At 72.1% G+C, this 20285-nt stretch carries 18 protein-coding genes and 2 pseudogenes; 13 read left to right on the top strand and 7 right to left on the bottom strand.

What is annotated here, in order from left to right:
- The first annotated feature begins 159 nt into the window (after positions 1-159).
- Both ACFQZ6_RS34910 and ACFQZ6_RS34905 read left to right on the top strand, forming a co-directional pair.
- Entirely contained in the window at positions 160-426 is a 267-nt protein-coding gene (locus tag ACFQZ6_RS34910) for a metal-sensitive transcriptional regulator (protein WP_381617752.1), read from the top strand.
- A 30-nt stretch (positions 427-456) separates the two neighbouring features.
- Positions 457-801 (top strand): MFS transporter, encoded by a 345-nt coding sequence (locus ACFQZ6_RS34905; RefSeq protein WP_381617748.1) that lies wholly within the window; start codon positions 457-459, stop codon positions 799-801.
- 500 nt (positions 802-1301) lie between these two features.
- On the opposite strand, the gene ACFQZ6_RS34900 is transcribed toward ACFQZ6_RS34905, so the two are convergent.
- Complete coding sequence (locus ACFQZ6_RS34900) at positions 1302-2837, bottom strand: AAA family ATPase (protein ID WP_381617745.1); 1536 nt, start codon at positions 2835-2837, stop codon at positions 1302-1304.
- Positions 2838-3281: 444 nt separating this feature from the next.
- On the opposite strand from ACFQZ6_RS34900, the gene ACFQZ6_RS34895 reads away from it, so the two are divergent.
- The 4 genes and pseudogenes from ACFQZ6_RS34895 to ACFQZ6_RS34880 all read left to right on the top strand — a co-directional run bounded on the left by ACFQZ6_RS34895 (position 3282) and on the right by ACFQZ6_RS34880 (position 6116).
- Positions 3282-4448: a DUF3103 family protein gene (locus ACFQZ6_RS34895; RefSeq protein ID WP_381617742.1), complete on the top strand. Its 1167-nt coding sequence runs from the start codon at positions 3282-3284 to the stop codon at positions 4446-4448.
- Positions 4449-4541: 93 nt separating this feature from the next.
- Positions 4542-4877 (top strand): NAD(P)-binding domain-containing protein, encoded by a 336-nt coding sequence (locus tag ACFQZ6_RS34890; RefSeq protein WP_381617739.1) that lies wholly within the window; start codon positions 4542-4544, stop codon positions 4875-4877.
- Between the two features lie 193 nt (positions 4878-5070).
- Positions 5071-5748: pseudogene (locus tag ACFQZ6_RS34885) on the top strand (cobalamin B12-binding domain-containing protein); the annotation flags it as partial.
- On the top strand, positions 5745-6116 hold the full coding sequence (locus tag ACFQZ6_RS34880; RefSeq protein ID WP_381617736.1) for an STAS domain-containing protein: 372 nt from the start codon (positions 5745-5747) through the stop codon (positions 6114-6116). The pseudogene ACFQZ6_RS34885 and the gene ACFQZ6_RS34880, both read left to right, overlap by 4 nt.
- Before the next feature lie 126 nt (positions 6117-6242).
- Here the strand turns inward: ACFQZ6_RS34880 and ACFQZ6_RS34875 are convergent, their stop codons facing one another.
- A complete protein-coding gene (locus ACFQZ6_RS34875) occupies positions 6243-7301 on the bottom strand; it encodes a TerC family protein (protein WP_381617733.1) in 1059 nt (352 codons plus the stop codon).
- A 197-nt stretch (positions 7302-7498) separates the two neighbouring features.
- Here ACFQZ6_RS34875 and ACFQZ6_RS34870 point away from each other — a divergent pair, with 197 nt between their 5' ends.
- Together ACFQZ6_RS34870 and ACFQZ6_RS34865 are read left to right on the top strand one after the other, a co-directional pair.
- Complete coding sequence (locus ACFQZ6_RS34870; RefSeq protein ID WP_381617731.1) at positions 7499-7864, top strand: helix-turn-helix transcriptional regulator; 366 nt, start codon at positions 7499-7501, stop codon at positions 7862-7864.
- A 99-nt stretch (positions 7865-7963) separates the two neighbouring features.
- Complete coding sequence (locus ACFQZ6_RS34865; RefSeq protein WP_381617728.1) at positions 7964-8314, top strand: ANTAR domain-containing protein; 351 nt, start codon at positions 7964-7966, stop codon at positions 8312-8314.
- A gap of 94 nt (positions 8315-8408) precedes the next feature.
- Here ACFQZ6_RS34865 and ACFQZ6_RS34860 read toward each other — a convergent pair whose 3' ends face one another.
- Positions 8409-9365, bottom strand: coding sequence for a helix-turn-helix transcriptional regulator (locus ACFQZ6_RS34860; RefSeq protein WP_381617726.1), 957 nt, complete (start codon positions 9363-9365; stop codon positions 8409-8411).
- 395 nt (positions 9366-9760) lie between these two features.
- Here ACFQZ6_RS34860 and ACFQZ6_RS34855 point away from each other — a divergent pair, with 395 nt between their 5' ends.
- Together ACFQZ6_RS34855 and ACFQZ6_RS34850 are read left to right on the top strand one after the other, a co-directional pair.
- Positions 9761-10171, top strand: a complete 411-nt coding sequence (locus ACFQZ6_RS34855; RefSeq protein WP_381617723.1) for a hypothetical protein — start codon at positions 9761-9763, stop codon at positions 10169-10171.
- Between the two features lie 431 nt (positions 10172-10602).
- A complete protein-coding gene (locus ACFQZ6_RS34850; protein WP_381617720.1) occupies positions 10603-11787 on the top strand; it encodes a type III polyketide synthase in 1185 nt (394 codons plus the stop codon).
- Positions 11788-11874: 87 nt separating this feature from the next.
- Here the strand turns inward: ACFQZ6_RS34850 and ACFQZ6_RS34845 are convergent.
- Both ACFQZ6_RS34845 and ACFQZ6_RS34840 read right to left on the bottom strand, forming a co-directional pair.
- Positions 11875-14051, bottom strand: a pseudogene (locus tag ACFQZ6_RS34845) (SpoIIE family protein phosphatase).
- A 157-nt stretch (positions 14052-14208) separates the two neighbouring features.
- The gene (locus ACFQZ6_RS34840; RefSeq protein ID WP_381617717.1) at positions 14209-14940 is read right to left on the bottom strand and encodes an AraC family transcriptional regulator; all 732 of its coding nucleotides are present in this window, start codon (positions 14938-14940) and stop codon (positions 14209-14211) included.
- A gap of 138 nt (positions 14941-15078) precedes the next feature.
- Here ACFQZ6_RS34840 and ACFQZ6_RS34835 point away from each other — a divergent pair, with 138 nt between their 5' ends.
- Complete coding sequence (locus ACFQZ6_RS34835; protein WP_381617714.1) at positions 15079-16284, top strand: MFS transporter; 1206 nt, start codon at positions 15079-15081, stop codon at positions 16282-16284.
- Positions 16285-16821: 537 nt separating this feature from the next.
- Here the strand turns inward: ACFQZ6_RS34835 and ACFQZ6_RS34830 are convergent.
- The gene (locus ACFQZ6_RS34830; RefSeq protein WP_381617711.1) at positions 16822-17589 is read right to left on the bottom strand and encodes an SDR family oxidoreductase; all 768 of its coding nucleotides are present in this window, start codon (positions 17587-17589) and stop codon (positions 16822-16824) included.
- 90 nt (positions 17590-17679) lie between these two features.
- Here ACFQZ6_RS34830 and ACFQZ6_RS34825 point away from each other — a divergent pair, with 90 nt between their 5' ends.
- Together ACFQZ6_RS34825 and ACFQZ6_RS34820 are read left to right on the top strand one after the other, a co-directional pair.
- Complete coding sequence (locus tag ACFQZ6_RS34825) at positions 17680-18273, top strand: TetR/AcrR family transcriptional regulator (RefSeq protein WP_381617708.1); 594 nt, start codon at positions 17680-17682, stop codon at positions 18271-18273.
- A 243-nt stretch (positions 18274-18516) separates the two neighbouring features.
- Positions 18517-19200, top strand: a complete 684-nt coding sequence (locus ACFQZ6_RS34820) for a DUF2278 family protein (protein ID WP_381617705.1) — start codon at positions 18517-18519, stop codon at positions 19198-19200.
- A gap of 57 nt (positions 19201-19257) precedes the next feature.
- On the opposite strand, the gene ACFQZ6_RS34815 is transcribed toward ACFQZ6_RS34820, so the two are convergent.
- Positions 19258-20187: an amidohydrolase family protein gene (locus tag ACFQZ6_RS34815; protein WP_381617702.1), complete on the bottom strand. Its 930-nt coding sequence runs from the start codon at positions 20185-20187 to the stop codon at positions 19258-19260.
- Positions 20188-20285 lie beyond the last annotated feature (98 nt).

Here is a 20285-nt window from a genome sequence, read left to right as displayed (position 1 = left end):
CGCCGGGGTCCTCCACCTTCCAGACCCCGGGCGCTGGACCAGTTGATCACCGCCGTCCGCGGGCTCGTCATGGACGACGTCCGCGCCTCCCTCGCCCCCCAGAGCCCCGGCCAGTGACCGCGGCCGGTCCCCGGACCGGCCCCGTGAAGGGAAGAACCCATGGTTCAGCTCCCCGCCGACCAGATGCGGTCGGCCGCCATCCGGCTCAAGCGCGCACAGGGCCAACTCGCTGGTGTGGTGCGCATGTTGGAAGAAGGACGTGACTGCGAGGAGGTCGTCACCCAGCTCGCCGCGGTCAACCGGGCGCTGGACGGGGCTGGCTTCGCGATCGTCGCCAGCGGTCTCAAGGAGTGCCTGAGCCAGGAGGGCGGAGCCGACAGCCTCGACACCCAGAAGATGGAGAAGCTCTTCCTCTCCCTCTCCTGACGCTCCGGCCCGGGGCTCTTCGTCTACGGCATGGCCGTCCAGGCGGGCGGCTTCGTTCTCGCCCTCGCCCCGCTGGAGCGGCCCCTGCTGGCGGGCATCCTGTCCGCGGTCTTCCTCGGCCTGGGCACCGCCATGGTCTACCCGGCCCTCATCGCCTCCGTCTCCGACCACGCCCACCCCACCTGGCGGGCCAACGCCCTCGGGACGTACCGGTTCTGGCGCGACATCGGCTACGCCGTCGGCACCCTCGTCGCCGGCGTCCTCGCCGACGCCCTCGGCCTCAACGCCACTGTCATCGCCGCCGCCGTCCTCACCGGCGCCTCCGGACTCCTCGCCGCCCGCTGGATCACCGAGCACCAACCCGCCGCCCGCTGAACGACCAACCCGCTCCGTCGCTCTCGCAGCAGACTCCGGGCGCCCTGCCCGCGAAGCGCTCATCGCACGGCGAACAGCACCGGCCCGACCCCGACGAGGGCACTGCGACGACACGGACAGGCCGACCGCTCGACGGGCGGGCCGGGGGCTCCAGAGCGCCTGACTGCTGGGCGAAGTTCTTGCCAGGCTCTGTGCCGACGCTTCCCCGGCGAGCGAACGCAGGACCTCCTCGGCAGCGCCCGGCGTCTCACCCGCCTGAGTACCGGAACGCGCGACGCCTGGGTCCGGGAACGCCTTGTGCTCTCCGTGCTCTCCGCGGCCGACGGGTCCACGCCCCACCAGGTGCCTGGTGTGGCCGCCGCGCACCTGGGCCCCGGGCGGCTCGATGGCTGGGGCGGCCCGCCCCTGTGGTCCGGCACCGACGGATGGGAACCGCTGCGGAAGCCGTCATAGGGCGACCATCGGGCGTGAGGGAGGCGTGCGCGGTGAGGTACGGCCTTTCACCGGGTGAGGGCGGTCCGGCCGGTGTCCCCGTACAGCTGCTCCAGTCCGATCAGGAGGACATCGCCGCGGCGGGCGGCTTCGCGTTCGAGGTCGGGCCAGAAGCCGTGCGGGGAGAACAGGGCCAGGCGGGTGTCGTCGGTGTGATGGCCCTGGCGGGTGAGGAGGGCCTTGATGTGGTCGAGGCGCTCGAGGTCCTTCAGGCCGCGGCGGGCGGCGGTGGCCTTGGCCTCGCCGATGAGTTGGAGGGTGCGGTGGGCCTGCCGCGGGGACTCGCCCCCTGCCAGCATCAGGACGTCGACCTCATGTTTCCTACGGGCCGAGGGGTCGGGAACCTCGGTGCGGCCGGTCCAGCCGAAGTCCAGGCCGTCGATCTCGTCGGGGGCCCATAGCCGGGTCCAGGCGCGGGCGACCTCTTCGAAGTGCGGGCCGAGAACCTGTGACTGGAAGGCGGGCCGGGCGCGCTGCCAGGCCTGTTCCGTGCGGCCAGCGTCGATGAGCGGGGTCTGGGCGACGGTGACGGCCTGGTTGAAGCGGATCATCTGGTCCGGGACGGTGTACGAGGGGGAGCGCCGCTTGAGCAGGTCGGCGTCCTTGGCCACGTACCCGGCGGCCTCCAGAGTGCCAAGGGCGTGCGCGGTGGCCGAGCGCTCCTTGCCGATACGGCCGCCGATCTCGGCCGGGGTGGTCGCGCCGCCGACGATGGCTTCGAGCAGCGGGTAGTACACCGAACGCTGGTCCAGGCGCGGATCCTCACGCAGCAGGTACTCCGTCTCCGTACGGGAGTACAGCGGATGACCGGGCGTGAGCAGTGCGTCGACGGCGAAGGCGTCGAAGCCCTCCGGGCTCTGCGGGGCCTCCCGCTCGGCCATGACCTGGTAGCCAGGCACGCCACCGCACACCGCGTGCACGAGCAGGGCGGTGTGCGGGTCGTCGATCTGCCAGAAGGCGCGCATGGCGCGCAGGTCGAAGGGCTGCAGCCGCATGTCAAGGCTGGCGCGGCCGCGCAACGGGTGCTGGCCCGAAAGCAGTTCGTGCATCACCGACAGCGCTGACCCGCACAGCACCAGCGCACCGCGCAGTGCCTCCCGGCCCACCGAGGACTCATAGCGGGCGTCGTCGTACAGAGACTGCAGCACGCCGGGCAGTTCAGGGGAATGGCGCAACAGGTAGGGGAACTCGTCCAGGACCACCAGCGGCGCTGGCTGTCCCGGCTCGGCTGAGCACAACAGCCGCAGGATGCCCGCCCAGTCGTCACCGAGTTGCAGCACCCCGGCGGGCAGCCCGCGTGCCGCGGCGATCGCCTCGACGATCCGCCGCTGGGCGGTGGCCCGGCTGTCCTCCTGCACGGCCAGCAGGTAGGTGCCGCCCGTCTCCTCGGTCAGCGCACGCAGCAGGAACGACTTGCCCAGCCGGCGCCGCCCGGAGACCACACCGATCCGCAGGGAGCCGTTGTCGTGGCGCGCGAAGCGGGTGAGCTGGGCCCACTCGGCGTCCCGGAAGCGGACGTGGGGAGGGGGTTTCGTCCCGGTCATGGCGCGATTCTCCATGCCTGTATAAGTGAATTTCGATTCACTATATATGCCCTGTAGGACGTCCGCATGGGGTCCGTGATCGGGGAGGGCGGGGCCCGGAGAGCAAGAGAGTTTTCCCGAGGAGTTTCGACCTGGAACGGCACCCCTGCTGGAACGCGGACGAAGTTGGCCAGGGCCCTAGCGACTCATCCGCGCAACCCGTCGAGGTGGGCCCAGCGTTGGCGTGAGCAGCGGTGAGTCGGCGCGCTGCGGGCAGCAGTCTCCGCCGGAACTTTCCCGGCAGACCGTCACGACCGCGCATCAATCACCGAGCGGCCATCTATCCGCGTAGACGGAGACCGTTCAGAATGGCGCAGCACCCGTACGGACACGTCCCGCTGTGTGCCGCACAGCGGTTTCTCCGGTAAGCCCGGTCCTGGGCAACCCCACTGTCTGGAGGATAAGTTGTTCGCACAGAGACAGCTCCGCGCGGCGCTCACCGCACTCGCGCTGAGCGGCCTGGCCCTGACCGCCCTTCAGGGAACCGCGGGGGCGGCCGACGCCCCGACCGCAACGGCCTCGGCAACCGCCGAGACCTCGCCGGTCGCCTCGATCGAGGAGTCGACGGCACGCGCCCTGGCCCGTTCGTTGGCCGAGCCCGCCTGGCACAGGCAGGTGGCGGAGGCGGCCCTCGCGGACGAGGAGGTTGACCTGCTGGCCCTGACGGCCAGGTCCGCCGCCCAGCCGGCCGTGGACTTGCGGACCACCCTCGCCGAGGCGGAGACGGCCATCGCCAAGGCCAAGGGGCTCGGCACGGATACCGGGTCCCTGCTGCGGGTCAGCCTCGCCGGAAAGCCGGTGAGGGCGTCCGCCCTCGCCAGGATCTCGCCGCTGGTCGCGTCCGCGCCAGCCGACGACGACGCCGACGTGGTCATCGCCTACGACAGCGCGGGGAACGCGCACGAACTGAACGCGGGCAAGGCCCCGGAGCGGCCGGTCTACGTCGTCGGCGTCGACGGGCAGAAGGCCCTCGCCGCGGGCCTCGAAGTGATCGACAGGGAACTCGCCGCCCAGGGGCTCGGCACCCTGAGCACCCCCAAGACCCACACGTCCGCGGCCGGTTCCGCCGCTGTCGCGTCCACCGGGTTCTGGACGACCCGCATCAAGTCCGTCAGCGTGGCGGACCTCAAGGAACCCTGGTTCAAGGGCGATGCCGAGATCTTCACCCTCGTCACCGGGTTCGGCACAGACGGCAAGGTCCGCGTCGACACGGTCACCATGCCGTACCTCGACGACGAGAACACGACCTACTACCCCAACCAGATCCTCGTCAACTGGTCGAACTACAAGTACAACCTGGCCGACGCCGTCCTCATGGAGGACGACGGCGACACCAACTACTCCTCGCTCGCCAAGGCACTCGCCACGGCCCTGCTGACCATCACCGACCAGGGCATGTACACCCCGCTCGTCAACGCCCTCATCGACGCGATGCCCACCTCGTGGTGGACCGACGACCCCGACTACGTCGACTCCTTCTACACGCTGGCCAGGGAGACCGCCGACAGCCGCACCGGCGCGTCGGCCAACGCCCGCATGACGGTGGAGCGCTACTACGTCTCCGCGCTCTGACCCAGGACGCCCCCCGCCCCCGCCGGACAGACCTCGTGCCATCCCGGCGGGGGCGCGGTTGCGCTCCAGCGGAGCTGGGAACGGCGGTGCATCGTGCCCGTGGGGTTCATCGGACTCGAGGTCATGGGGCGGCCCATGGCCCTCAACCTGGCTCGCGCCGCCTTCCTCGTGCTGGCCGACGAGGGGGCGGTCGACGCGGTGCCGGGCCGGGGACCCCCCGGTTCGCCGGTCTCCGGTTGCCGTGGCGGCCGTACGGCCACTGCTCGCGTCGGCGGCCGGTTTGGAAGGACCCCACGGCGGTACCCGGTGTGGGTTTCCACGAGCGCACCACCCCCTCGCTCGGTCGGACCGGCTTCCACCGGGGCCGACGCGACCCCGTTTCCGGGCGCGGTTGATGCGGAGGGGGTTCGTGGGCAATGGTGGGAGTAACTGTTTCTGATGAAGGGCGATCGAGTCCGCGCCATGCGGATGTGAGCGGCATGACGACTTTCGACGGCTCTTCGCCCCACACGCGAGATCTGACCGTGAACGGGGATGCCGCGTGGCTGCGAGCGCCCTACCCGGCCTTGGTCGCGGAAGCCGACGGCTCCGTGGTGGAGATCAACGACGCGGCCGGCGCCCTGGGGCCCAGGTGCCCACTCCGCACCTGATCGCCCACCTGCACCAGACGGCGCCGGACACGGTGGCCCTGTCCTCCACCCTGCCCACCCGGCTGCCCGCGGCGCACACCGCGATCACGGCGATCCAGGCGGTCGGCATTCCCGTGCTCGTGGGTGGTGCCGCGTTCGGCGCGGACGGGCACCGGGCCCGGTTGCTGGGCGCCGACGCCTGGGCGCCCGACGCCCGCGTGGCGGCGGACCTGCTCGCCGACGGCATACCCCGGCCCGGGCCGGGCGGCGCCCGGCAGGCGATCGACGACCTGCCCCACCTGGGCGACCAGGAGTACACCATGGTCTCCCGGAGCAAGGGGCAGCTGGTGAAGAACACCCTCACCGGCCTGGAGGCGAGGCTGCCCGCCCTGCGCTCCTACACCGAGGAGCAACACGAACGCACCGCCGAGGACATCGCCCACGTCGTCGACTTCCTCTCCGCGGCCCTCTACACCGACGACGCCGACCTGTTCACCGGTTTCCTGGCCTGGACCGGTGACGTCCTGGAGGCGCGTGGAGTGCCCGCCAGCCTCGCCCTGCTGCGGGAGGAACTCAAGGACTTCCCCCGCGCCGTCGCCCTGCTCACCCAGGGGAGCGGCGTCCTGCGCGGACGCGGCGCCCCACCCTCCACACCCGGTTCGCACCCATGACCCTTCAGCCGCCCAACGGCTTCCGCCTCCAGACAGTGCTCCCAGCCCAGACCGGTGACGTGTGCATCCGCGTCGTCGGCGACCTCGACTGGGACACCGCGGACGAACTGGCCAAGCTGGCACGGGAACACCTGGAGACCGGCGTCCCCTCGCGCACGCTACGGCTGGACTTCACGGACCTGACGGCCTGCGACTCCACCGGCCTGGCCACGCTCCTCATGATCCACCGGTACGCGGTCGCCACCGACCACCGTCTGCACCTGGACCACCGGCCTGAGCGTCTCGAACGCCTCCTGGAACTGACCGGGACGCTGGCCCACCTCACCGGTACGCAGGAGGGCGTCCGGCGCGGCACCCAGGAGCGTTAGGCGGGCGCCGGCCGGCACCGACGGCTCCAGCCGGATTCCCCCGGGCCGGGGCGCGGAAGGCGACCGGGGTGCGCGGGGCAAGTGCGGACAGGGCGGGGGTGCTGCGGCGGTGGCGGCCGGGGGTGGTCATGACGACCGTCCTGCCGCAGGGGGCGGCGTGGCGGAAGGCGTCGAGGCGGGGGTGCCGGTGGCCGGCTCGGGCCCGGCGCCGTCCACGTCGTCCGTCTCGCGCGTCGCCTCACCGATGTCGCCGTCCTCGCCGCGGGTGGCGAGGAGGGACCAGGCGATGGAGACGGTGATGGTGACGACGATGACGCCGAGGGTGAGGGGGATGGGCAGTTTGCCGACCGGGGTCTCCGAGAGGACGAGTTTGACGCCGGCGAAGGCGAGCAGGACCGCGAGCCCGTAGTGCAGGTACGTGAAGCGGCGCAGGAGCCCCGCCAGGCAGAAGTACAGGCTCCGCAGCCCCAGGACGGCGAAGGCGTTGGCGGTCCAGACGATGAAGGTGTTGGTGGTGATGGCCAGGACGGCGGCGACGGAGTCGACGGCGAAGACCAGGTCGGTGGCCTCGACGGCGACCAGCACCACGAACAGCAGCGTGGCGACGCGCTTGCCGTGCGCGCGGATGAAGAACCTGTCGTCGTGGAAGCGGGGGTCGGTGGGGATGACCTTCTTGACGAGGCGGACGACGGGGTTGCGGTCGGGGTGGACCTCCTCGTCCTTGGACACGGCCATCTTGTAGCCGGTCCAGATCAGGAAGGCGCCGAACAGGTAGGCGGTCCAGAAGAACACCCGCAGCAGCTCGGCTCCGACGAAGATGAACACCAGGCGGGCGGCGAGCGCGCCGATGACGCCCCAGAACAGCACCTTGTGCTGGTAGGCGTCGGGGACGGCGAAGAACGAGAAGACCAGCGCGAACACGAAGACGTTGTCGATCGACAGGGCTTTCTCGATCAGGTAGCCCGCGTAGTAGGTGGAGGACGCCTCGCCGCCCTGCCAGGCCCACAGGAGGAGGCCGAAGCCGAGGCCGACGGCGATCCACAGTCCGCTCCACAGGGCGGCCTCGCGGAAGCCGATCACGTGGTTGTCCCGGTGGGCGATCAGGTCGACGGCGAGCATGACGCCGATGCCGAGCGTGACCGCGGCCCACACCCACAGCGGGACGGCGAACGACAGCTCATTCATGAGGGATCGGCTTCCTCGGGCAGGAGCGGGGCGGATGCCTGGGGGGACATCGTGACCCCCTTTCGGAGGAATCGCGTCGGTTGGTGGGGGGGTGTCCAGCGTCACCCAGCAGATCGATTCAGGTCAACAGTTACGCGAAAAACTTTTCGGCAATCTTTTTTCCCGAATGCGCATTGGTCATACGAAGCCGTCTTCGTATGATGAGGGTCATGAACCAGCCACCCTCCAGCCCGCGCGGGGGCCAGTGGACCTTCCTGACCAACCACGCCCGCGTCCTGATCGCCCTCGCCCGCGACTCCGAAGCACGCGGACGGGACGTCGCCAGCGCCATCGGCATCACCGAGCGCGCCGTCCAGCTGATCGTCACCGACCTCGAAGCGGCCGGATACCTCACCCGGACCCGCGTCGGGCGCCGCAACCGCTACACCATCGACCCCACGGTCGCCCTCCGGCACCCCAGCGAGGCCGACCACCCCGTCGGTGACCTCCTGGCCACCTTCCTGCACCGCGAGGACACCCCCACCGACACCGACGGGGTGGTGCCGGCTTCGTTTCCCGGATAGCGGTGGGACGGGTGTTTCGTTTTCCGGGCCACTGCGGCGATCCGGCCGGGGCATTGTGAGGTGATGGGATACCGCCTCTCAACTGCGAAAACCACGTGTATGCCAGAGCAGGGCAACCGGATCGACGAGATCGCCGCGCTCCAGGAGGAGATCGCGCAGCTGCGGCACGCCGTCGTCTCACACGCCGTCGTCGACCAGGCGATCGGTGTCGTGGTCGCCTACGGCGGGGTACACCCCGACCGCGGCTGGGACGTTCTCAGGGAGATCTCCCAGCACACCAACACCAAGCTGCGCGAGGTCGCCGAGCACCTCGTGCAGTGGCCGCACTGCGGATGGCTGCCGGCCGAGATACGGCGGTGCCTGGACGCCGCGCTGGAACGGCGGACGCCCGCTGCCGGGCGGGACGACGGTGGCGTGCGGGGGCCCGCCCACGAGGAGCGGGGAAGGTAGGCGAGCGGCTCGTCCCGCCGCCGGGCGCGGCACCCGGTCCCGGCCGCCGGGTGCCCGCCTTCGGTCGGTGCGGTGCGTGGGTGAGGGCGTGGGCTCAGCCACGCAGGGTGTGGGAGGGGCTGGTGCCGTAGGCGTCGCGGTAGAGCGCGGCGAAACGGCCGGCGTGGGCGAAGCCCCAGCGGGCGGCGATGTCGGCGACGGTGACGCCGCCGAGCGGGTCGGCGTCCCGCAGCTCGCGGTGGGCGTGGGCGAGGCGGGCGCGGCGCAGGTACGCCATCGGGGTGGTCCCCAGGTGGCGGCGGAAGGCGTACTGCAGGGCGCGGACGGTGACATGGGCCGCGGCGGCGATCTCCGCGATGGTCAGGGGCTGGTCGGCGTGGTCGTCGATGTGGGCCACGGCGCGGCGCACGGTGGCGGGGCGGGCGTCGGTGCGGTCCTGGGCGCGGGGGTCGGTGGCGGCGGTGTGCGGGAAGGCGGCCAGCACGCTGGCGGCCAGGAGTTGGCTGCTGGTCGAGGCGACCAGGGGCTGTTCGTAGACGGCCGGGTCGCTGAGGACGTGGTCGCGCAGGTGGAGGATGGTGTGTTTCAGGTGGCGGGCGGCGGCCGGTGAGTGCGGCCGGTGCCCGGTCAGCCGTACCGGCTGGCTGTGCGGTCCGGCGTCGGTGGCGGCGACCTGGTCCAGGAGGGCGGGGTCCAGCATGGTGATGTTGTAGCGGGCGGCGTGGACACGGCCCGCGTAGGACAGTTCCGGCGGTGCGAACATCACCATGTCGCCGGGGCCGAAGGCGTCCCGCACGCCGTGGAAGACGTGGTCCTGGATGGTGCCCTCGTGGACCATGCACAGGCAGATCTTCCCCAGTGGTGTCACCGCGTAGCTCATGTCGAAGTCCAGGTCGATCTCGTCGACGCTGACGGACGCCATGACGTCGCGGCGGACGCGGCCCCTGCTGGCCTCGGGGGTGCTGCTGCCGATCCGCATCCGCGCGTAGGCGCGGCTGAGGAAGTCTTCCATGGCGTCCAGGTCGGCACTTTCGAACAACAGCGTGCCCATGCCCTCACCTTCTTCGCAGTGCCCCCGCTCGTCTGCCCCCGGTGTGAAGGGATATTCCGGCCGCCGGAAGCGACGCCCCGAACGCACCGGCGCCCGGGACAGCGTGATCGGGTGGGCAAGCACTGTGCAAGGGCCGCCAACCTCCGCTGTTTCAACCGGTCGCTCCCGTCCCGGGACAGGCATGTCCCCGCAGGTCACCACCGCCGGGATCCCGACATAAGCGAAGCAACCGGTACAAGCTTGTGGTGGCCTGGCGGACCGTCACAGACTCGGAAGACGCCCCGGCTCCCCCGGCATGGTCGACGACGTACGGACCGCCGCTCGGGACCGCGGCTGCCCGCCTCCGGTCAGGTGGCGGCCGCCATGTCCATTCGACGCCCCGGAAAGGGGTCCTCATGTCCCTGACGAACGAAGGCAAAGCCGCTCTCCAGAGTGCCGCCTCGGCAGCACTCCAGGACTTCCCCAGCCAGCAGCAACTCTCCGAAGTGCCGCAGGAACCGGTACGCGTCTTCCTGGAGGAGGCGCGGCGCCTGCTGGAGGACGCCGCACAGAACGCCTCCACCTGGAGCGACCAGGAAGCCGGACAGTTCGCCGCGGCCACCGGCGCCTACGCGGTGGCGTACGAAGCCGCGGCCGCGCTGAACCCCGCGGCGGGCCCCACCTGCACCGACGGCTGTTCCCGGACCCGCAACGCGTGCATCGTGCGCGAGTGCGGCTCCGGCACCTCGTGGCCGTGCTTCTGCTGCGTGCCCTGCAACACGGCGTGGCTGGCGTGTCTCGCCAGTTGCGTCACGGGCGGTGGCTGACACCCGCCATAGCCCACGGACGAGGCGCCCCCGGGACCGACCGCGGGCGGATCCCGGTCACCGGGGGCGCCGGTTCGCCGCGCGTGGGCACGACCGAAGCGGGTGGTGGAGTGAGAAGGGCCGTTCTTCCGGTTGCGGATGTGGAGCGATCAAGTCCTGCTCGTGGGAAGTCTGGTGATGGTGTGTCAGGTGGTGCGTCGCCCCTGTCGGGCCTCATGCGGCGGTGTGTGCGATGTCACGCATAGTGGTAGTTGCCCTTGTTGTTCGCATCACAGCATGAATGCCCGTTTGTGGGCCATGCTCGGTCGGGATACCGGAGTCCGAAGTGGAGCGCGTCGGCGTGGACTTGGAAGGGTCAGGCCGAAGTGACGAAGTGACGTATGACACGGCGTTCGTGGCGTTCTTCCGCTTCCCGTCGAAAGGTGCCCGACATGCCCGCATACCTGTGCCCGCCTGCCGTGATACACGGCGAGAACACCGTGAAGACCAGCCAGATCGTGGCGGACGTGCGCGAAAGGCACCCGGACGCCGCCTGGGCGCCGCGGATCGACGGCATCGCGGCCAGTACGGGCATCGAGACCCGCGGGTGGATGGTGCCGCTGGAGACCGCCGTCGCACCCGGCAGCGGAAGCGTCCTGCCCGCCGCCGGTGCCGGGGCGGCGCGGGAGGCGCTGGCAGGGGAGGGGTTCCGGGCGCCGGACGTGGAGCGTGTGATCGCCGCCCTGGAGTCCATACCCGCGCCGCAGACCGTCCAGGAACGCACCGCGCCAGCGTGGGCGGCGGTGCGGTCCTACGGTGAGCGTGCGGCACGCGGCGCCCTGCAGATCGCCGGGCTGGACGCCGCGGACGTCGACTGCCTGATCACCAGCCACTCCACCACCCCGGCCCTGCCCGGGCTGGACGTCGCCCTGGCCAACCAGCTCCCGCTGCGCGGCGACGTCCTGCTGCTGCCCGCCACGCAGTGGGCCTGCGTCGCCGGGACCCGCTCCCTGGCGCTGGCGGCGGACCTGGTGGCCGCGGACCCCGACCGGGTGGTCCTGGTCGTGATCGCCGAGGCGCTGAGCACCACCTACCAGCCCGCGGACGACACCCTGGAGTCGTTGATCGTCCGGCTGCTGTTCGCGGACACCGCGGTCGCCGCGGTGGTCACCGGCCGCCCGCGGCCCGAGTCGGCGCTGCGGCTGGACGCCGCCTGGCACCACACCCTGCCCGGCACCCAGGACCTGCACCGCCTGGACACGCGGGCCGACGGCACCCACTTCGTGATGGACCGGCGCGGACCGCGCGCCGTGCAGCAGACGGTCACCGCCATGTGGGAGTGGCTGCACGCCCGTTACCAGGACGACCCGGGCGCCTGGCACCCCGACGTGCTGCTCGCGCACCCCGGCGGGACGCGCGTGCTGGAGTACATGGAGCAGACGATGCCCGCCGCCTGGCCGTCGGGGCTGCTGGACTTCAGCCGGGACAGCTACACCACCGGCAACCGCGGCGGCGCCGCCGTGTTCGACATCATGCGCAGGGCGTACGACGCCGGGCAGGCACCGGGCAGTCGTGCCGTGCTGTACGCGGCGGCCCCGGGCCTGACCGCCACCGCCCTGGAGGGAGCGTGGCTGTGACCCGTACCCGTCCCAGCGGTCGTCGCCGCCGCAGTGCCGGTGGCGCCGCCGTCTGACGTGCGCTCCCTCTCCCCCGCCGGGGTCGTGTCACTTGGCGAGTGACGCCCACACCACCTTGCCGGTGTCCGTCCACCGCACTCCCCACCGGGTGGCGAGCGCGTGGACGACGCGCAGTCCGCGGCCGCTGTCCCGCAGGGGCCCGTCGCGGCCCAGCCGCGGCCTGCCGTTGCCCCTGTCGCCCACCTCGCACAGCAGTCCCTGACCGGTCCTGATCAGCCGTACGGTGAGGGGACCGGCCGCGAAGCGGACCGCGTTGGTGACCAGCTCGCTGACCACCAGCAGCACCCTGTCCCTGGTGTCGTCCCTGACGCGCCACCCTTCCAGCAGCTCGGCCACCACCGCGCGGTCCGGGCCGCCGCGTCGCTGCGGGCGGGCAGCCGCCAGGTGGCGGTGTCCCCCTTGCGGTAGCCGATCACGCGCGCCAGCAGCAGGGTCATGTCGTCGCGCTGACGCGCGGGCTCCAGCGCGCGGACCACCCGTCGCGCGGCCTGGTCCAGCGCGTCCCAGGGGTGCACCGCGGACACGGCGTCCGACAGCCTGCCGATGCCCTCGTCGATCGACAGGGCGGGGTCCTCCACCAGGCCGTCGGTGTACAGGGCGAGCAGCGAGCCCGGCGGTGCGGCGAACGTGAACACCTCGAACGGCTCCCGCAGCGCGAACTCGGCGCCCAGCCCGGGGTGCGGACGCATCGCGACCGGTCCGCCCGGTCTGTCGGGGGGCACCAGGACCGGGGGGAGGTGGCCCGCGCTGGACAGCGTGACCTGGTGGCTGACCGGGTCGTAGACGGTGACGCAGCAGGTCGACCCGAGGGCGCTGTACCCGGCCGCCAGCCCGGACTCCGCGTCGTCCAGCAGCGTCACCGTCTCGTCCAGGTGCTCCAGCACCTCGTCGGGCGCCAGCCCCGCGGACAGCAGCGCCCGGGCCTCCATGCTGAGCTGTCCCATGGTCGCGGCGGCTCCCAGGCCGTGCCCGACGACGTCACCGACCACCAGCGCGGTACGGCCGTCCGGCAGCGGGAAGCTGTTCACCCAGTCGCCGCCGACGCCCGCGCTGTCGGGGGTGGCGGGCTGGTAGACGCTGGCGGTGTCGATGGTGTCGCCGCTGGAGCGCGGGAGCAGGCGGCGCTGCAGCGCCAGTACCTGTGTGTGCTCGCGCTGGTGCTGGCGGGCCAGGTCCACGTGGTGGGAGGTCCTGGCCACCAGTTCCTGCAGGTCGAGCAGCTCGCTGTCGTCGAAGGGTCGGCCCGGGCGGCGCCAGACCTCCGCCACGCCCAGGACGACGGGCGGCGCGCCGTCCAGGACCAGCGGTATGTACGCCACGCTCGCCGCCCGGTCGCCGGGCACCAGCGCGCGGACCAGCCGTGGGCTGTCCAGCACCCGCTCGATGGCCGCCCGGTCGGGCAGGACGATGGCCCGCGCGACCTCGTCACGCCGTATCGCCTGCGACAGCAGACGGCTGGCGTCACTGGGAAGGTCGTCGCCCGGAGTGACGTAGCCGTCGGGCCAGACGCGGTCGGGGACCAGGGCCGCCCGCCGCAGCCGGATGCGGCGCTGCGGCTGCTCGGTGACCACCTCCCCCGTCCACACGGCGAGGTCGAGGTCGATGGCGGCCACGTCCCCCCAGGCCAGCAGCGACCGGGCCAGCGACTGCGCGGTCTCGCCTATGTCCAGCGAGGTGCCGATCGCCGTCTCGGCCGCGTACAGGTGCAGCCTCTTGGCCATGGCGATCAGCGAGACGGTCAGGCCCTCCAGCGGCGCCGCGGCGGGCAGGATGCTCATCGAGACCACCAGCTCCGAGCCGTCGCCGCGCCGCAGGCGCTGGACCCGGGCGACGTGCGGCTCACCGGTCTCCCGGACCTGCCGCAGCCGCCGTGTCACGGTCGGTACGTCCCAGGGGGGCAGGAGATCGACGAAGGGGCGCCCGGCCGCGGCCTCCACTCCCGCGAAGACGGCCGCGTCCAGGTTGGAGCGGGTGATCCTCAGGTCACGGTCCAGGTTGACCACGCCGAGGATCTGCTCCTCGCGGCCGGGGGCCGCAGCGGCGGGTGGGGGTGGCGGGTCGCCGTCGCCTCCCCGCGGTCCCGGGGAGGCGGAGGAGCCGGTGGCCCGGGCCGCCGCGCCGCGCGGGAGGTACCGCCCCAACGCGCCGCTGACCATGTCGAACGGCGACCCGGAGGAAGGGGAAGGGGTGGACTCCGACTCCATGCGGCTCTCTCATCTCGCTCGCCGCCCGGCGGCACCGTGCCGGGGCCGTACCTGAACCCCCGGCGACAGGGCCCCGGGTTCCTTGACCGCACACCTCATTCCATAACACCCGGGCTGCTGCGCCCGCACCACCTGATCACACGGCTGGTTGCCGTACTCACCCGTTGGTGCCGCGCCCGCTGGCGCGTCCCGGTGTGTGGCCGAAGGCGCGGCGGAAGACGTCGATGAACGCGCTCGCTGAGGACCAGCCGCACCGGTGGGCCACCACCGTCACCGGTGTGTCCTGGGCGAGCAGCGCCACGGCGTGGGCGAGCCGTAGCTGGGTGCGCCACTGCGGGAACGTCATGCCGAGGTCGGCCTTGAACAGCCGTGACAGGGTGCGGTCGCTGGCGCCGACCTGTCTGCCCAGGGCGGCCAGGGTGCGGTTGTCGGCCGGGTCCGCGTGCAGGATCTCGCACAGCGCCTTGAGGTGCGGGGTGGTCGGCGTCGGCACGTGCAGCGGCTGCTGGGGGGCCACGCGTAGCTGGTCGCAGAGGACGGCGCGCAGGCGCTGGTGTTCCGGGCTGTCGTCTGCCGCATCGCGGGTCAGGGCGAGGATCAGTTCCCTCAGCAGGGGGCTGGCGGTCAGCACGGTGGGCTCGTCGAGGCCGAGGGGGTTGGTGTCCGCAGGGAGGCCGATCAGGTGCAGTTCGAGCTCGCCGCGGGCCTGGTGGGAGTGCACGGTGCCAGCGGGCACCCAGATCGCGCGGGTGGCGGGGGCGATCCATGAGCCAGCGCTGGTGGTGACGGCGAGCACGCCCCGGCCCGCGTAGACGAGCTGGTGGTCGTCGTGGCGGTGGGCGCCGATCCCCGTGCCCGGTGCCAGCCAGCGGGTGCTGGTCGGTGCCACCGGCTGATGACGGACCCCCTCATGACGGATCTCCTCGGGGCGGATCCCTTCGTGGCGGATCCCTTCGTGGCGGATCTTCTTCATTGGTTGGCAGATTAACGGAAGTACGACAGGGTGGCCGCCGACCACGATGGCGCCATGCCAAGGAACAAGCCCCTCGTCCTGCTGTCGGCCGGACATGCCTGTGTCGACGTCTACCAGGGCGCCGTGGCGGCCATGGTCCCGTTCTTCGTCGCCGAGCGTGCCTACACCTACGCGGCGGCCTCGGGCCTCGTCCTCGCCGCCAGCCTGCTGTCCTCCGTGGCGCAGCCCTTCTTCGGCGCGCTCACCGACCGGCGGCCCCTCCCCTGGCTGCTGCCGGTGAGCACGGTCCTCGGCGGGCTGGGCGTGGCCCTGAGCGGCGTGAGTGGCTCGTACCCGCTCACGCTGCTGTGCGTGGCGCTGTCCGGTCTCGGGACCGCCGCCTACCATCCGGAGTCCGCGCGGGTCGCACGGGTCGCCAGCCAGGGCAGTCACCGTTCCATGGGGTGGTTCTCCCTGGGCGGCACCCTCGGTTTCGCGGCGGCTCCGCTCCTGGTCGCTGGTGTGGTCGCCACGGGCGGGCTGCGGTTGTCGCCGCTTCTGGTGCTGCCCGCGCTGGTCGGCAGCGTGCTGACGCTGCCGGTGCTGCGGGCGCTGCGGACGCTGGGCAGGGCGCCGTCCGTTAGCGGCGGCAAGCTGGCCGGGGAAGGGCGGAACGACTGGGTGTCGTTCGTGCGGCTGTCGCTGGCGGTGGTGTGCCGGTCGGTCGCCTTCGTCGGGATGAGCACGTTCGTCGCCTTCCACGTCCGGGAGCAGACGGGCGGCGGCACGGCGGCGGGGACGGCCGCGCTGTTCGTGCTCTATCTCGGCGGTGCCGTCGGCACGGTCGTCGGCAGCGGGCTGGCCCACCGCTGGGACCGGGTCACGGTGGTGAGCACGTCGTACCTGCTCACGGCCTGGGCCGTCGCTGGCGTGGTGTTCGTGCCCGGCCCGGCGGTCTACGGGTTCGTGGCGCTGACCTCGATCGGCCTGTACGTGCCGTTCTCGCTGCAGGTCACGCTCGCCCAGGACTATCTGCCGACGCGGGTCGGTACGGCGAGCGGGATCACCCTCGGTCTCATGGTCAGCGTGGGTGGTCTGGCCAGTCCCGTCATCGGCGGCATCGCCGACGCCACCTCGCTGCGCACGGCCCTGACGCCGCTGATCGTGATGCCCGCGCTGAGCTGGCTGCTGGTGCGTGCCCTGCCGGAACCGGCTGTGCCGGGGCCGCTGCGGGGTGAGCGTGCCGAGGAGGTCCGCTCCGCCGAGCGCAGCGGCCTGTGACCGGCCCGAGGGGCGGCTGATGTCGCGTGACGCCGGGTCGGACGGCCGCGTCGCGTACTGCCGCCGCGCCTGCGCGGCGATCGCGGTCCGGTACGGGGTGAGGGGGCGGCCTGGCGGCGCCCTCCCGCCGGAAACTGCCTCGGCCGGGGCCGATGCCCCCGGGGGCGAACCCCCCGGGGTGGGCAGGCGGTGGTGCGGTGGGGCGGAGGTCAGGCGTGGAGCAGCAGTTCCAGTGCGGCGGGTGGGGCCGGGGGGTTCGCGGGTTCGGGGGGTGTGTCGTCGAGGTCGAAGGCCCATCGGTGGGAGGGGGCGCAGCCGAGAAGTCCCCGGCCCGCGGAGCCCTGGCCGCCGGAGAGGTGTCGGCCTCTCTTGGCGGGTCCCGCCGGACGGTGCCGGGTGTGGTGGGGCGGTGGGCGTCCCACCAGGCGATGACGACGTGCATCGGGTCTCCACGGCAGAGCGTCGGTCGCGGATGTGGTGACGGTGTCCCCGTTGACACCCGTACGTCGCTCGGGTCCCGCTCGGGCGGGCGTGCGGTCAGAGCTGGGAGCCGCCGGTGGCGTCGATGACCTGCCCGGTCACCCACCGCCCGTCGTCGGAGGCGAGGAAGGCGACCACCGCGGCGACGTCCTCGGCGCGTCCGATCCGGCCGAGGGCGGACAGTTGGGCGGCCGAGGTCTCGGCCGCCTCGTTGCCGCGCAGCCAGGAGGCGTTCATGTCGGTGTCGATGATGCCGGGCGCGACCGCGTTGACCGTGATGCCGCGTCCGCCGAGCGCCTTGGCGAGGGTGAGGGTGAAGGCGTCCACGGCCCCCTTGGTCATGGCGTAGGCGATGATGTCGGTCAGCGCGATCCGGGTGGCGCCGGAGGAGATGTTGATGATCCGGCCGCCGTCGTGCAGGCGCTTGACCGCTTGCTGGGTCAGGAAGAACGGTGCGCGCATGTTGACGGCGACGGCCTCGTCGAACGCCTCGGGGGTCGTCTGCTCGATCTCGCCGCGCGGGGTGATGCCGGCGTTGTTGACCAGGATGTCGAGGCCGGGGCTGTCGCTGTGCCGGAGGACTTCACGGTCGTAGCCCTCCCAGAGGGTGGGGACGTCGCCGGGGACTCCGAGTTCGGCGTGGACCGTGAACGCGGCCCCGCCGTCGGCGCGGATCGCGGCGACCACTTCCTGTGCTGCGGCGGCGTTGCGCCCGTAGTGCACGGCCACGAGTGCCCCGTCCCGTGCGAGCCGCTCGGCGATCGACCGTCCGATGCCCCGGCTGGCGCCCGTGACCAGTGCCTTCTTGCCCGTCAGCGTACCCATGGTCCTTCCCTCGCCTCGATTTCTGTAGCGATGACTAGGTTGAACGTGACCCTAACACGGATTCCGTAGCGATCGCTGTAGAATTCGTGCATGACGACGAAGCGCGGACGGCCGCGGGGTTTCGACCGGGACGCGGCGCTGGCCCAGGCCACGCTGCTGTTCTGGCGGCACGGCTATGAGGGCACGTCCATCTCGGACCTGACCGCCGCCATGGGCATCTCGCCGCCGAGCCTGTACGCGGCCTTCGGGGACAAGCGCACACTCTTCACCGAGGTCGTCGACCGCTACGGCGCCACGTTCGGCGCGTTCATGAACAAGGCGCTCGACGAGGCCGACGACGCCCGCACCGGGTTCGCCACCATGCTCCGCCAGGCCGCGGTGTCCTACACCGATCCGCGGCACCCGGCGGGCTGCCTGGTGATCAGCGCGGCGACCAACTACTCCGCGCAGACCGCCGACATCGAGCGGAGCCTGCGCGGACGCCGGGTGGCGAACGTGAGGTCCTTCCAGCGGCGGCTGGAGGAGGCCAGGGACCGTGGCGCGCTGCCCGGCGACACCGACACGCGCGCCCTGGCGGTGTTCTTCGCCGCGGTCATCCAGGGCATGTCGCAGCAGGCCCGGGACGGCGCGAGCACCGGGGAGCTGCTGTCGGTGGCCGAGTACGCCATGGCGGCGTGGCCGTGACCGCCCACGCCCCGCACCGGGCGTCCGAGAGGGGGGCCGCTGGCGCGCTGTTCCGGGGCGGCGAGCCGGTGGAGCCGACGGCGGGTGCCGAGCCGAGGCGGCGCTAGCCGCGGAAGCCGGGCAAGGGGCGGCGAGACGCGCCCCCGCAGACGGCGGTGCCGAGATCGCCCCGCTCCGCGCCAGACGCCACACGGAGGGTCACCGTTGCCTCACGTGGCGTGTGTGCGGTGATTCACTGGCGGTATGCCTTTCGACCACTACGGCGTGCTCTCGGGGACCCTGCACGCACACCACCGTGACCAGCCGGACGATCAGGGGCGCTGGTTCCACGTCAACCTGGAGGTGGACGCGCCCGACGGGCGGTACCACTGTGCTGTCGACGTCGACAGCCACAAGTCGTCCGTGGGGGTGCGGTGGAAGACGTTCACCCTGGACGCCAGCGCCCTGGAGCCGACCGTGACGCTGCCTCCCGGCTACCACGAGCTGGACCGGCAGGCGGGGTCCGGGGCTCTGGACTACCTGCGCCATCCCGCGCTGGTGGACCGGTCCGGCGTCCTGTTCGAGCGGCGTCCGCCGTCGTGGCTCAAGGAGCTCCTCGATCTGTTCGGCTCCCGGCCGTGGCACGCGGGCAGCAACGTCGAGGCCGCCACCGCGCTGGAGGGCATCCTCGTCCCCGGGCAGCGCATCCTCGTCTTCGGCGAACCCTTCGGCCAGCCCTTCGGCGAGGGGTCCCACGGGGACGTCGGTATGCACAACATCCACCAGAACCAGGGCGACCCGGCGGGCTCCCCGTGGTGGCCGGAGAACGGCATCTGGCAGGACGGCGCCACGGTCACCCACCGTCCCGACGGCCGGTACGACGTCTTCCTCAACAAGTTCACCAGCCAGGCCGACCGCACCGACGGCGCTGGACACCCGTTCACCTGAGCCACGGGGCCCGCGGCGGCGTGGACGCCCCGCCTGCTTCCGGCCGCGCCCTGCCCTTCACAGCCCGAACAGCCGTGCGCCGTTGTCGTGGCACACCCCGCGCAGCCAGTCGTCTCCCAGGTCCAGGCGCTCCAGTGCGCGGAGTTGGTGGAGGTAGGGGTAGGGGATGTTGGGGAAGTCGGAGCCCAGCAGGACGCGGTCGGCGAGGTGGGTGAGCCGGGGCAGCAGGCGGCGGGGGAAGGGCGCGAGGCGCTCGGCGAAGTCGGTGAACGCCATGGTCGTGTCCAGCCGTACCTGCTCGTACTGTTCGGCGAGGTCCAGGAAGTCCTCGTACTCGGGCATCCCCATGTGGGCCACGATCAGCCGGAGCCGCGGGTGGCGGGCCAGGACGCGGGCGACCGGGCCGGGGCCGGTGTGCTTGCCGGGGGCGGGTCCGGAGCCGCAGTGGACCACCACGGGGACGCGGGCGTCGGCCAGCAGGCCCCAGGCGCCGTCGAGGCGTTCGTCGGCGGGGTCGTACGCCCCCACCTGGACGTGGGCCTTGAACACCCGGGCACCCGCCTCGACGGCCTCGCCGACGTACGCCCGTACGTCCGGCTCGGGAAAGAGGGTGGCGGTGTGCAGGGCGCCGGGGGTGCGGCGGGCGAAGTCGACGGCCCAGCCGTTCAGCCACCGGGCCATGCCCGGCTTGTGCGGGTAGAGCATCGCCGTGAAGGCGCGGACGCCGAAGTCCCGCAGCAGGGCCGCCCGTTGTTCCTCCTCGGCGCGGTAGGTGATCGGCCACTCGAGGCCGCCGGTGAGCGGGCCGAGCCCGTCGAAGTAGTCCCATACCTTGCGCAGGACGCGCTCGGGCATGAAGTGCGTGTGCACGTCGACCAGGCCGGGCAGGCCCAGCCGGGTCCAGAAGCGGCGTACCTCGTCGGCCTCCTCGGTGCCAGGCTCGGCGGGGCTGGTCTGGTCGATGGGTGTCCTGGTTCGGTCCTCCATGGCGTTCATGGTCGTACAGCGTCTTCGGTGGCGTCCCGCGCCGTACGACGTCAGGATCAGCGACTGGCGTGAGGGGACCGTCTGGTGGAATGCCGCGC

Origin of the sequence: Streptomyces flavalbus, from assembly GCF_042674625.1 — a bacterium.
Classification (GTDB): Bacteria; Actinomycetota; Actinomycetes; order Streptomycetales; family Streptomycetaceae; genus Streptomyces; species Streptomyces flavalbus.
Note: the sequence above shows the minus strand (reverse complement) of the source record. Positions and strands in the feature narration are given on the sequence as shown.